Genomic DNA, 13,255 nt, shown 5'->3' on the forward strand with positions numbered 1-13,255 from the left:
TGCCGAACTCAGAAGTGAAACGCCGTAGCGCCGATGGTAGTGTGGGGTCTCCCCATGTGAGAGTAGGGAACTGCCAGACATCAAATAAGTGAGAAGGCCATCCGAAAGGATGGCCTTTTTGCGTTTATGCGCCGAAAAACGGTAGGCCGGGTAAGGCGAAGCCTCCACCCGGCAGAGCAAACAACTAATGAATCACCTGCGACAGGAATGCTCGCGTACGTTCTGACTTCGGATGGGCAAAGAACTCATCCGGCGGCGCCTGTTCGACAATCTCACCGCGGTCCATAAAGATCACCCGGTCGGCCACGGTTCGCGCAAACCCCATCTCATGTGTAACACAAAGCATGGTCATGCCGGATTGTGCCAGCCCAATCATGGTGTCCAGAACCTCTTTCACCATTTCCGGATCCAGGGCAGATGTCGGTTCATCAAACAGCATAATTTTCGGCTTCATACACAGCGAACGGGCGATAGCCACACGCTGCTGTTGGCCACCCGATATCTGGCCAGGGAACTTATTGGCATGCTCTGCGATACGTACGCGTTCAAGGTAGTGCATTGCCAATGCCTCCGCTTCCTTTTTCGGCATCTTTCGTACCCAAATCGGTGCAAGCGTACAGTTCTGCAGAACGGTCAGGTGCGGAAACAGATTAAAGTGCTGAAATACCATTCCTACTTCCTGACGTACGCGTTCGATATTGCGGATATCTTCATTCAGCTCGATACCATCAACCACAATGCGTCCTTGCTGATGTTCTTCAAGATGATTAATACAGCGAATGGTTGTGGATTTTCCGGAGCCCGAAGGGCCGCAAAGGACGATGCGTTCTCCCTGCTTTACCTTAAGATTAATGTCACTCAGGACATGAAATTGTCCGTACCATTTATTCACATTTTCCAGCGTAATCATCGCGTCGGCGGGTGTCATAGTTATTTGGCTCATAATTTCCTCAGTGCGGTGTACGCCCGGTGTTAAAGCGCTTTTCCAGATACTGGCTGTAGCGCGACATGCTAAAACAAAAGATCCAGTAGATCAGGGCAGCAAAGACATATCCTTCGGTGGACATGCCCAGCCAGACAGGGTCAACGGTTGCCTGTTGCACGCTGCTAAAGAGATCGAACAATCCGATAATGATCACCAGGCTGGTATCCTTGAAGAGGGCAATGATCGTGTTGACCAGACCCGGAATGACCAGCTTGAGTGCTTGTGGAAGAATGACCAGTCCCTGCGTTTTCCAGTAACCGAGAGCCAGTGATTCCGCCGCTTCGTACTGGCCCTTAGGCAACGCTTGCAGACCACCACGTACAACTTCAGCGACATAGGCGGACTGGAAGAGAATCACCCCCACCAGGGCACGGATCAGCTTGTCGATGGTTGTTCCCTCTGCCATAAACAGCGGCAGCATGACCGATGACATAAACAGAACGGTGATAAGCGGTACGCCGCGCCAGAACTCAATGAAGATAACGGAGAGCACGCGGACGATCGGCATTTTTGAACGCCGTCCCAGGGCCAGTAAAATCCCCCACGGTAAAGCACCGGCTATCCCCACTGAAGCGATAATCAGCGTCAGCGTCAGCCCGCCCCACTGGCGTGTTTCAACGCGTTCCAGTCCCAGGAAACCGCCATACAACAGTACCCAGACAATAATCGGATAAACTACGGCCCAGGCAGCAATATAGCGTCCACGATGTGGCAGCTTTTTCCAGAACATGGCCGCGACAGAGAGCAGGCCGATAACCAGCGCCAGATTTATCCGCCAGCGCTGTTCATGGGGATACAATCCATACATGAACTGACCGAAACGTTCATGAATAAACACCCAGCAGGCGCCGGCTTTTGTGCAGTCAGCTCGGGTTGAACCGACCCAGTTGGCCTGTAAAAACGCCCAGTTCAGCAGGGGAGGAATCAATTCCCACATGAGCCACAGGCAGACAATCGTCAGCAGGCTGTTGCTCCAGCTGGAGAACAGATTCTTACGCGCCCACAGAATGAAACGTCCACCTGTCGAGTTGGCAGGGCGCGAGGAGTGCGACAGTATCGCTTTTATCATCATAGATCCTTAGCGCTCGACCAGTGCTATACGGCGGTTATAAAGGTTCATCAGCAGTGAAATCACCAGGCTGATGATCAGATAGACAGACATCGTGATGGCGATGGTTTCAATGGCTTGTCCGGTCTGGTTAAGCACGGTTCCGGCGAAGAGTGACACCATATCCGGATAACCAATCGCAGCGGCCAGCGACGAGTTTTTGACAATATTGAGATACTGGCTGGTCAGGGGGGGAATGATGACCCGTAAAGCCTGCGGAATAATGACCTGACGAAGCGTCACGGTATGGGGTAATCCCAGCGAGCGTGCCGCCTCGTGCTGTCCATAAGGAACGGCCTGGATCCCTGCACGGATAATCTCTGCGATAAACGCGGACGTATAAATCGACAGCGCCAGCGTCAGGGCTGCCAGCTCGGGAATTAATACCATTCCGCCCTGAAAGTTAAAGCCCCGCAGATGTGGAATATCCCAGTGCAAAGCGGCCCCAAACAGCCAGTGTGCAATTAGCGGGAGGCTAACGATCAGGACAACTGCCGTGGGCCAGGTTCTACGAAGCTGACCGGTTTTGATCTGATGCTTGCGGTTAAAACGGAATACCCCCGCAGAGAGCGCAAGCACTATCACAATCGCGCCGATAAAAGCGTACAGCCCTTCACCCGGCTGAGGAGAAGGAATGGACAACCCACGGTTACTCAGGAAGAACAGCTCAAACGCGTCGACGGCCTGGCGGGGACCGGGAAGGTTACGCAGTACGGCGAAATACCAGAAGAAGATCTGCAGGAGCGGGGGGATATTGCGGAACGTCTCGATGTAAACAGTCGACAGTTTCCGCAGAAGCCAGTTTTCAGAAAGACGCGCCAGGCCAATAAAGAAGCCCAGTATCGACGCGAAGACGATACAAAGCGCCGATACCAACAGCGTATTCAGTAAACCGACCACGAACACGCGTCCGTACGTGTCACCTTCCTGGTAATCAATAAGGTGCTGAACAATACCAAACCCCGCGCTGCGATCTAAAAACGCGAAACCGGAGGTAATGCCGCGGTTATTCAGGTTGGTGATGGTGTTATGGATGAGATACACGGCGATGAGAACAACCGCAACAATAGCAATAATCTGGAATAGCCAGGCGCGGACCGCGGGATGAGAAAAGGATAGCGATCCTTTTACGGCTGAGCGGCGATGGGACATAAAGAAACCTCAGTAACCATGACTCTGGAGTGGGCACTGCCGGAGCAGTGCCCGTTACAGCTATGACTTAACGTACTGGTGGTGCGTACTGAATACCGCCGTTGTTCCAGAGATTGTTCTGGCCGCGTTTGATCTTCAGCGGGCTTTCCGATCCCACGTTGCGCTCAAAGATCTCAGAGTAGTTGCCCACCTGTTTGATGATGTTGTAAGCCCACTTGTTATCCAGCTTCAGATCCTTGCCGAAATCACCTTCTTTACCGAGCAGGTGTGCCATATCCGGGTTGGATGGCTTAGCGGCTTTCTCATCAACGTTTTTAGAGTTGATGCCCATCTCTTCTGCGTTCAGCATGGCAAACAGCGTCCAGCGAACAATGGAGAACCAGTCTTCATCACCACGACGAACGACGGGGCCGAGAGGCTCTTTGGAGATGACTTCAGGCAGGACAATCCACTCTGCCGGGTTGCTCAGCTTAATGCGTAAGGCATACAGCTGTGACTGGTCAGAGGCCAGCGTGTCGCAACGGCCGGATTCCAGCGCTTTGGCCGATTCATCCGAGCGGTCGAATGTCACCGGGGTGTATTTCATGTTGTTTGCTTTGAAATAATCCGCGACGTTCAGCTCGGTATCGGTGCCCGCCTGGATACAAACGGTGGCGCCATCCAGTTCCTTAGCGCTTTTCAGGCCCGCTTTATTGTGGGTCAGGAAGCCGATGCCGTCATAATAGGTCACGCCCGTAAATGACATCCCCATGCCGGCATCACGGGAGGAAGTCCAGGTGGTATTACGGGAGAGCATGTCGACCTCGCCGGACTGCAGCGCCGTAAAGCGTTCTTTCGCCGTCAGCGGGGTGTATTTTACTTTGCTGTCATCGCCAAAAACGGCGGCTGCAACGCCACGGCAGACATCCACATCAATACCGGTAAATTTGCCGTTCGCATCGGCATAAGAGAAGCCAGGCAAACCGTCACTGATACCACATTGAACAAAACCTTTCTTTTTAACGGCATCCAGTGTCGTTCCCGCATGGGCTTGACCGGCTACGGCAAACAACATGCCTGCAGCGGCCAGGCTGGCTATCATCGTCTTTTTCATAATGCATCCTGTGTGGCGAAATTTATCGTTATAGAGGCGTTTTTAAACGCTTTACCTGTCTGTGGCTTTGGCCAACGTTTATAAAGCAAACGTAATGCCAGTTTTGCGTTCGACAAAATAAGAGACGAGTGAACGCTTAATGCTGAGTGTAGACAGGCTAAAATAAAACGAGCGCCCCGAAACGGTGCGAAATTACAACCTGTGCCACAAATCGGAGCAAAAGTTGCGAGTTGGGTCAGGAAAAAGAAGAGATAGTTTTCAGCGTGAATATTGGCAGGGTATTCAATAATCTTAATGTGTGAAAATCATCACGATAGAATAAGTAATTTGAATGAATATGCGAAAAAGTTGTGACTGACTTCAGGCTTAGATTAATTTAGTGAATATTTACAGGGCTATTTTTTTACTTATTTGAAAATATTGCACTCATTAAAAGCAAAAGCGCGGCCAGAGCCGCGCTTTCTCAACAGATGTTACTTCGTGAGGGCAACAATACCCAGTGTTAAACCCGCTACTGCGGCAGCACCGCCGGCGATAGCACCCGCAGTCTCCCAGTTATCCTGGGTGGTGCCTTTCATACAGGTATTGGTATGAACCAGTCGGCCCTGGTCGTCGTAAACCGGTACACATGGAGAATCGTGCGCGCAACCAGCAAGCAGCGCAGCGAGAAGTGCAACGGAAATGAATCTTTTCATGATGTTACCTCAGTATTATTTCTCATCCGCTATAAAGCCAGAAGGGCTATTAACGAACTGGAGGTTATTTTACCACCGGGGTAAGTCCTCGTTACACGAGGAATAATCTCAAATTATGTAGTTTGTAAAAATCGTGGAGAAAAGTCGGTTTAGGGAGGAATTAATGGAGAAATTATGGAGTTGCAAGAGACTGTTTTTACTTAATGCAAATCATCATATTCTTAATGCTTCCTTTATGTAAAACCTAATTCGTTGTTTAAGTTAAAAATAAAAAGGCACCAGAGGTGCCTTTTCAGGGAAACATTAATCTTTATGGTGAGTAAACCGTCGCCGAACAACCACAAAGAAGACGGGCACGAAGAAAATCGCCAGAAGCGTTGCGGAAAGCATTCCCCCCATAACGCCCGTACCGACGGCGTTTTGCGCGCCGCTCCCGGCCCCGGTGCTGATCACCAGCGGCATGACGCCAAGAATAAAGGCCAGGGACGTCATCAGGATCGGTCGAAGGCGCATCCTGGAAGCTTCCAGCGTGGCTTCAATAATGCCTTTGCCTTCTTTATCCATCAGGTCTTTAGCAAATTCGACGATCAGAATGGCGTTTTTCGCCGATAAACCAATCGTCGTCAGCAGGCCGACCTGGAAATAGACGTCGTTGTTTAACCCGCGCAGCGACGCTGCGAGAAGAGCCCCAATGACCCCCAGCGGCACAACCAGCATGACGGAGAACGGAATGGACCAGCTTTCATACAGCGCAGCCAGGCACAGGAACACCACGATCAGTGAAATGGCGTACAGGGCAGGCGCCTGGTTACCCGAGAGCCGCTCCTGATAAGACATCCCCGTCCAGTCATAGCCGATGCCGGAAGGCAGTTTTGCCGCGAGACTTTCCATCATAGCCATGGCCTCACCGGTACTTTTACCCGGGGCTGATTCACCCAGTATCTCCATAGAGGGCATCCCGTTATAGCGTTCCAGACGAGGTGAACCATACACCCAGCGAGCGTTGCTGAAGGCTGAGAATGGGACCATTTCCCCATTCGCGCTGCGCACGTAAAGGTTATTAATATCTCCCGGCAACATACGGAATTTTGCGTCGGCCTGGACGTAGACCTTTTTCACGCGCCCATGATCGATAAAGTCGTTCACATAGGTGCCACCTAAGGCCGTCGAAATCGTCTGGTTGACGTCGGAAAGGCTGACGCCCAGCGCCTGCGCTTTCTCCTGATCGACATCCAGCTTGAACTGAGGCGTATCTTCAAGACCGTTAGGGCGCACGCGAACCAGCAGGTCAGGGTGCTCATGCACCATGCTGAGCAGTTGGTTACGCGCCTGCGTCAGCTGGGTATGTCCCAGATTAGCCTGATCGATCAATTCAAAGTCGAAGCCCGTGGCGGTACCCAGTTCGATAATTGCTGGCAGGTTAAACGGGAACACGAGGCCGTCTTTAATTTGACTGAATGCTTTCGTCGCGCGACCCACAATGGCTTCAACGCCGTTTTCCGCCCCCGGGCGCTCCTCCCAGGGCTTCAGGCTGACGAAGGCAATACCGGCGTTCTGACCCTGGCCGCTAAAGCTAAAGCCGTTTACGGTAAAGGCGGATTCCACGTTCGCCTTTTCGTTGTTCAGATAGTAGTCCTGAACCTGATCGAGGACCTGCTGAGTACGCGTCTGGGTTGCACCCGCCGGGAGTTGAACCATCGTCATAAACACCCCCTGATCCTCTTCGGGCAGGAAGGAGGTAGGCAGGCGCAGGAAGAGCACCGCCATCCCTCCGACGATAATGACGTACACCGCCAGATAGCGCCCTGCCTTACGCAAAATACCGCTCACGCTGTTGCTGTAGTGCCCCACGCTTTTATCAAAGAGCGCATTAAACCAGCCGAAGAAGCCGCCTTTCTTCTCATGATGGTCGCCGGATACGGGCTTAAGCAACGTTGCGCAGAGTGCGGGCGTCAGGATTAGCGCAACCAGTACGGACAACGCCATCGCGGAAACGATAGTCAGCGAGAACTGGCGATAGATCGCCCCCGTCGAGCCGCCAAAAAAGGCCATCGGAATAAAGACCGCCGAGAGCACCATGGCGATCCCCACCAGTGCACCCTGGATCTGCTCCATCGACTTCTGCGTGGCCTCTTTCGGCGGCAGTTTGTCTTCGACCATGACGCGTTCAACGTTCTCAACGACCACGATAGCATCATCGACCAGCAGACCTATCGCCAGCACCATACCGAACATCGTCAGGGTGTTGATGGAGAAACCGAATGCCGCCAGAACCGCAAAGGTACCCAGCAGAACGACCGGCACCGCGATAGTCGGGATGAGCGTCGCCCGCAGGTTTTGCAGGAACAGGTACATGACCAGGAAGACGAGAATGATTGCTTCAAACAGGGTCTTCACCACTTCGTGAATGGAGATTTTCACAAAAGGGGTGGTGTCATAGGGATAGACAACTTTCAGCCCCTGCGGGAAGAACTGCTGCAGTTGCGCCAGCTTGCTCTTAATGGCTGCCGCGGTGTCCAGCGCATTTGCCCCGGTTGCCAGCTTAATCCCCAGGCCGGTTGCCGCCTGCCCGTTGATTTTAGTGACCATGTTGTAGTTTTCGCCACCCAGCTCAATACGAGCCACGTCCTTCAGATGAACCATCGAGCCGTCCTGATTCACCTTGAGCGTCACGCGGCCAAACTCTTCCGGTGATTTCAGGCGGGTTTGCGCGATGATCGAGGCATTCAGCTGCTGCCCGGGAATGGACGGCGTTCCGCCCAGCTGGCCTGCCGCTATCTGGTCGTTCTGCGTTTTCAGCTGGTTGATAATATCCTGCGGCGTCAGCTGGTATTTGTTCATCGCGTTGCTGTCGAGCCAGATGCGCATCGCATACTGAGCGCCAAACAGCTGAACGTCACCGACGCCAGACGTTCGGCTGATGGCATCTTTGACGTTCGAAGCGACATAGTCAGAGATGTCATTCTGCGTGAGATTTTTGTTGTCTGAAACAAAGCCAGCGACCAGCAGGAAGCTGCTGCTGGATTTCTCCACGCCAATCCCTTGCTGCTGAACCTCTTGCGGCAGCAGCGGCATGGCGAGCTGCAGCTTGTTCTGCACCTGTACCTGGGCGATGTCCGGATCGGTTCCTGACTCAAAGGTCAGGGTGATGGTGACGTTACCCGCTGAATCGCTGGTGGAGGACATATACATCAGCTTATCGATACCGTTCATGTTCTGTTCGATAACCTGGGTAACGGTATCCTGCACCGTTTGAGCGTCCGCTCCAGGGTAAGTCGCGGATATCGCCACGGCGGGAGGAGCAATGGTCGGATACTGTGCGACGGGAAGTTTGAGAATGGCCAGCCCGCCTGCAATCATCAAAATGATGGCAAGTACCCAGGCGAAAACCGGTCTCTGAATAAAGAAATTAGCCATATCGTCGTCCCTTAACCGGCTGGCGTCGTGGTGATATCAGGCGTGGCAACGACGGTTACCCCGGGTCTGACTTTCTGTAGCCCGCTGACAATCACGCGGTCACCGTTTTTCAGCCCTTCCGTCACCAGCCAGCGATCGCCAATTGCCTGAGGGGCCACGACGGTTCGCGGCTCAACCTGGTTTTTATCGTTCACCACCAGGACGGTTGCATCGCCTCGCGGTGTACGGGTCACGCCCTGCTGTGGTACCAGAATCGCATCCGGCTGGGTGCCTTCATCAATGCGGGCGCGAACGAACATGCCGGGTAACAACAGATGCTGAGGGTTCCGGAAAATGGCGCGCAGGGTAATCGAGCCGGTACTTTCATCGACCGTGACGTCAGAGAACTGCAATGTGCCTTTTAGCGGGTAGGGCTGCCCGTTCTCCATCAGCAGCTCAACGTTGCTGGCGATATCACCTTTTTGCAGGCTTGTCTGTTTCAGGCGCATAAAATCATTACTGGACTGGGTGACATCAACATAAATCGGATCGAGTAGCTGGACCGTTGCCAGCGCTGCGGCTTGCCCGTTCGTCACCAGCGCCCCTTCGGTCACGCTGGACTTCCCGATACGACCATCAACCGGAGAGGTCACTTTGGTGTAGGCAAGGTTGATACGTGCGCTCTCAACACCCGCTTTTGCGGCAACCACGCTGGCATCTGCCTGCTGAGCCGTCGCCACGGCCTGGTCATACTCCTGCTTACTGACATACTGGGTGCCTACCAGCGGGAGATAACGTTTCACCGTCAGGTGCGCAATATTGGCCGCCGCCTGAGCCTTCGCCAGTTCGCCTTTCGCGCTGTCATAGGCTGCCTGATAGGGCGCAGGATCAATCTGGTAAAGTGACTCTCCCGCTTTTACATCGCTACCCTCCGCGAAGTTACGGCGCAGGATAATGCCGCTAACCTGAGGACGAACCTCCGCAACGCGAAATGCATCTGTTCTGCCCGGGAGTTCAGTGGTGACCGCCAGAGGCGCGCTTTTCACAATATGCACGCTGACCTGAGGCGCCTGCTGGTGTTGCTGTTGATTTTCCTGACCATCGCATCCAGTGAGCAGTACCGCGCAGACAATGAAACCGGATAAGGGCAAACGTCTGAAATGATTCGTCATTACTGTTCCTTTAAATACCCATTCACCGATATATGCCGCGAATCGGTAGCAAGGGCAGAGGGATAAAAATAAAATGTAGCTGCGTATAATAATGAGGGTATTTAATGTTTTTTAATTTATAAGTGCGAATGACCATGCTTGTAGAAAAAATCAGAATCAGACCGGGTCCATTCAGGGATATACTTCAGGCATGTTAATCAGGTAAATGAGTTTAATGTTTTTAATTATTCACTCCGCCAATTTAATTGGAGCGATATATTTATATTGATTATAAATTAAGAGGGGTGACTTTTTTTGTGCAAAATTAAAACGGATTTTAGTGAATACTTACATTTGCATGAACGCAATATTACTTTTAAACCTTGTGAGTAACGAGTAGTTGCCTATGGCGCGTAAAAAGAAAGAAGAGGCTCAACAAACCCGGCAGCAGCTGATTGAGGCGGCTATCGAACAGTTTGCGACGCGTGGCGTAGCCAGCACGACGCTGACGGATATCGCTGATGCTGCTAAGGTGACGCGCGGCGCGATCTACTGGCACTTCACCAGTAAATCTGAAATATTTAATGCCATCTGGGAACACCAATTACCGCTTCGCGAGATTATTCACGACAGGCTTTCCCTTTCCGATAGTGACGATCCATTGTTAAAACTTCGTGAGCAATTTATTACCGCGCTGCAATATATTGCCCATGAACCCCGGCAATGTGCGCTTTTACAAATTCTGTATCATAAGTGTGAATTTAGCAGTGATATGATTTCTGAGCGCGAAATCAGAAAGCGTATCGGATTCAACGATGACACGCTACGCGCCGCGCTGGAGACCTGTATTTCGCGAAACATCATTTCGCCACAGGTGAATGTTGAACTCACCTTGATTGTATTCCACGGTTTTTTTAGCGGAATAATTAAAAACTGGTTAATGAATAACGACAGTTTTAATCTTTATCAGCAGGCTCCCGCTCTGGTCGATAGCATACTGGCGACACTCCCGGTTATTCGCGTGTCGCCGGATGATGCTTACTGCTCAGCGCCGGGTAACATTTCCCCTCGGGCACAAAGTGCCTCTATGGTCTGCGCGCTGACGGGTTTACCTAACAGATAACCTTGAAGGGTGTTACAGCCAAGCTCGGTTAAAAAGGCTTGCTGCGCTTCGGTTTCCACACCTTCAGCCACAACTTTCAGGTTAAGTGTTTTAGCGAGAGCCACAATTGCTGAGACAATAGTGGCATCCTCGCTCTCGCCGCTGAGCTCTTTCACAAACGCCCTGTCGATTTTCAATTCGCAGGCCGGTAAGCGCTTGAGGTACAGCAGGCTCGAATATCCGGTGCCAAAATCATCAATGGAGGCCTTCACGCCTGCATCCGTCAGCTCTGTCAGCACGCGTACGCTCTCATCCGGGTTGCTCATCGCCGTGGTTTCCGTCACTTCGAGGATCAACATTTCCGGTGGCACCTGGTGAAGTGCCAGGCAGTCGAGAACCGTTTTAACCAGCGAAGGTTGTTCAAACTGCAGTGTCGACAGGTTTACCGCCATTGACCAGCTTTGATACCCCTGGAGATGCCATTTCCGCAGCTGACGACAGGCTTCATGAATCACCCAGTTGCCAATGGGGACGATTAGCCCCGTTTTTTCCGCCAGCGGCAGAAAAAGGTCCGGCGTCAGTAGCCCCTGCTTAGGATGCTGCCAGCGCAATAACGCCTCGAATCCGAGGACCGGGCCCGCCGGGGCGTGAAATTTTGGCTGATACAGCAGGCGCAGCTCATTGCGATCGATCGCCATCCACAGATCGTTCAATAACTGGAGATGGGTCTGCGCCAGGGTGTTCATGGAGGGCTGGAAGAAGTGATAACCGTTACGGCCCATATGCTTCGTGTGATACATCGCCGCGTCGGCGTTAAACATCAGCTCACGCTCGGTTTTGCCGTCGTGAGGGTACAGCGCGATACCAATGCTGAGGGTCACCACCAGTTCATAGGGGCTAAGATTGAACGGGCTATCGATCGCGCGCACCAGCGAATTCGCCAGCGATGCCGCGTCGTCCGGACCTTCTCCCTCTGCCAGCAGAACAAATTCATCACCGCCGATGCGTGCAAGTGTGAACTGGCCCTTCAGGAGAAGCAGCAGGCGCTGCGTAACGGCGACCAGCAGCCTGTCACCGACATCATGGCCGTAGGCATCATTGATGGCTTTAAAGCCGTCAAGATCCATGAACATCAGGGCAAAGTGGTTCCCTTCACGATCGGCTTTGCTGATGGCCTGATCGAGTCTGTCTTCCAGCAGGATACGGTTGGGCAGACGCGTCAGGGTATCGTGTAGCGCCAGTTGAGCGAGTTCCCGGTTAGCTTCTGCCAGCGACGAGGCCAGAAGGGCGGTGCGTGCCTGAAGGCGGGCATCCAGCATCGACACCAGCAGGGTGATCCCAAGAATTGAGAGCGCGACGACGCTGACCAGCACCGCCAGCCAGCTCCCGTTGATACCCTCATGGTGAACCATTGTGGACATCGGAAACTGCGCCGCTTTCATCCCGGCATAGTGCATGCCGGCAATGGCAATTCCCATCGTGATGGCGGCACCCATGCGCATCAGCACGACCTGCGCGGCTTCGCGACGCAGGCGGAAGGTCAGCCATAATGCCGCGAGTGAAGCGGCAAGCGCAATCACGACCGAAATGGCCACCCAGACCTTGTCCCAGATTATCCCGGGCATCACCTCCAGCGCCGCCATGCCGGTGTAATGCATGGCCACAATACCGCTTCCCATTACCAGCGCGCCGGGCAGCAGTCGGCGCAGGCGTAGTTGCTCGCAGCTCACAAGCCATAGCGCAAACAGCGACGAACCCACGGCGATGACCATGGATAGCACCGTCAGGGTGGCGTTGTAGCTCATGCTCATGGAGAGGTCCATCGCCAGCATGCCGATAAAATGCATGGCCCACACGCCAATCCCCATAGCAATACCGCCGCCAGCCAGCCAGACGCGGGCAGCGACGCCCTCACTCCCGGCGACGCGTGCAGCCATGTTCAGCGCGGTATACGCAGCAAGAATGGCAACAACAAAGGAGAGGACGACAAGGATAGGGTTGTATTGGCTGACCAGCATGGACGGTTCTACTCGAGTGTGGGGTTACGCTAGAGCGGTTGAGAAGGGCGAGACATTATCACCGTCAGGTAATGGCTCAAAGGGATTTAAATCCCCGTTTTTAGTGGGTAATAACGGGGTGATTTGCGCAATCGGGCGGTTAGTCGAGCTCTGAGCAGTTCACGAGTTTCAGCGGATTGACGGAGTTCATATTGCGACACTTATCGGTTTCGGTGCTCATCAGTTCAATCCACTGCATCAGGAGTGCATCGAAAATGAGAACGGAGATTGCAAAGACAACCAGCCACCAGTATTTACGAATCATTGTGTCATTCCGCGAGAAAATCGCCAGTAAGGTGGGGGAAATATACACGAAAAACTGGGGTTGAAAAGCAGGAGAGGCGAAGGTTTACAATGCGTTGACGGAGAAGCGCAGGTAATAAAAAAGGCGCTTCCCCATGCCGAAGAGCGCCTTTTTAAACAAGCATTTAACTGATTAGTATCAGTTCATGCCGTACTGTCATATTAGCTGTTTTCATGCTTTTAGATGATTTTAATATTCATATAATAATCAAT

Annotated in this window: 10 protein-coding genes; 1 reads left to right on the forward strand and 9 read right to left on the reverse strand. The window is 52.8% G+C overall.

Annotated features, from left to right (window positions below):
• Positions 1–184 precede the first annotated feature (184 nt).
• The 7 genes from QMN93_RS24735 to QMN93_RS24765 all read right to left on the reverse strand — a co-directional run bounded on the left by QMN93_RS24735 (position 185) and on the right by QMN93_RS24765 (position 9,601).
• Complete coding sequence (locus tag QMN93_RS24735; RefSeq protein WP_193140109.1) at positions 185–943, reverse strand: amino acid ABC transporter ATP-binding protein; 759 nt, start codon at positions 941–943, stop codon at positions 185–187.
• Between the two features lie 7 nt (positions 944–950).
• On the reverse strand, positions 951–2,054 hold the full coding sequence (locus tag QMN93_RS24740; protein WP_182383930.1) for an amino acid ABC transporter permease: 1,104 nt from the start codon (positions 2,052–2,054) through the stop codon (positions 951–953).
• A gap of 9 nt (positions 2,055–2,063) precedes the next feature.
• Positions 2,064–3,245: an amino acid ABC transporter permease gene (locus tag QMN93_RS24745; RefSeq protein WP_048981143.1), complete on the reverse strand. Its 1,182-nt coding sequence runs from the start codon at positions 3,243–3,245 to the stop codon at positions 2,064–2,066.
• Positions 3,246–3,312: 67 nt separating this feature from the next.
• The gene (locus QMN93_RS24750) at positions 3,313–4,338 is read right to left on the reverse strand and encodes an amino acid ABC transporter substrate-binding protein (protein ID WP_023333654.1); all 1,026 of its coding nucleotides are present in this window, start codon (positions 4,336–4,338) and stop codon (positions 3,313–3,315) included.
• 473 nt (positions 4,339–4,811) lie between these two features.
• Positions 4,812–5,033 (reverse strand): lipoprotein, encoded by a 222-nt coding sequence (locus tag QMN93_RS24755; RefSeq protein WP_008502867.1) that lies wholly within the window; start codon positions 5,031–5,033, stop codon positions 4,812–4,814.
• Positions 5,034–5,336: 303 nt separating this feature from the next.
• On the reverse strand, positions 5,337–8,450 hold the full coding sequence (locus tag QMN93_RS24760; RefSeq protein WP_193140105.1) for an efflux RND transporter permease subunit: 3,114 nt from the start codon (positions 8,448–8,450) through the stop codon (positions 5,337–5,339).
• An 11-nt stretch (positions 8,451–8,461) separates the two neighbouring features.
• Positions 8,462–9,601 carry an efflux RND transporter periplasmic adaptor subunit gene (locus QMN93_RS24765; RefSeq protein ID WP_045888036.1) on the reverse strand — a complete coding sequence of 380 codons (1,140 nt, stop codon included), beginning with the start codon at positions 9,599–9,601 and terminating at the stop codon, positions 8,462–8,464.
• Between the two features lie 385 nt (positions 9,602–9,986).
• Here QMN93_RS24765 and envR point away from each other — a divergent pair, with 385 nt between their 5' ends.
• Positions 9,987–10,703 (forward strand): acrEF/envCD operon transcriptional regulator, encoded by a 717-nt coding sequence (gene envR / locus QMN93_RS24770; protein ID WP_193140103.1) that lies wholly within the window; start codon positions 9,987–9,989, stop codon positions 10,701–10,703.
• Here envR and QMN93_RS24775 read toward each other — a convergent pair.
• On the reverse strand, positions 10,619–12,700 hold the full coding sequence (locus QMN93_RS24775; RefSeq protein WP_193140101.1) for a bifunctional diguanylate cyclase/phosphodiesterase: 2,082 nt from the start codon (positions 12,698–12,700) through the stop codon (positions 10,619–10,621). The two genes, envR and QMN93_RS24775, sit on opposite strands and share 85 nt — an antisense overlap.
• A 139-nt stretch (positions 12,701–12,839) precedes the next feature.
• On the reverse strand, positions 12,840–13,004 hold the full coding sequence (locus QMN93_RS24780) for a DUF2556 family protein (RefSeq protein WP_008502862.1): 165 nt from the start codon (positions 13,002–13,004) through the stop codon (positions 12,840–12,842).
• Between the last annotated feature and the right edge of the window lie 251 nt (positions 13,005–13,255).

Origin of the sequence: Enterobacter sp. R-1.6.2 (assembly GCF_035064085.1) — a bacterium.
In the GTDB taxonomy this organism is placed as follows: domain Bacteria; phylum Pseudomonadota; class Gammaproteobacteria; order Enterobacterales; family Enterobacteriaceae; genus Enterobacter; species Enterobacter asburiae_B.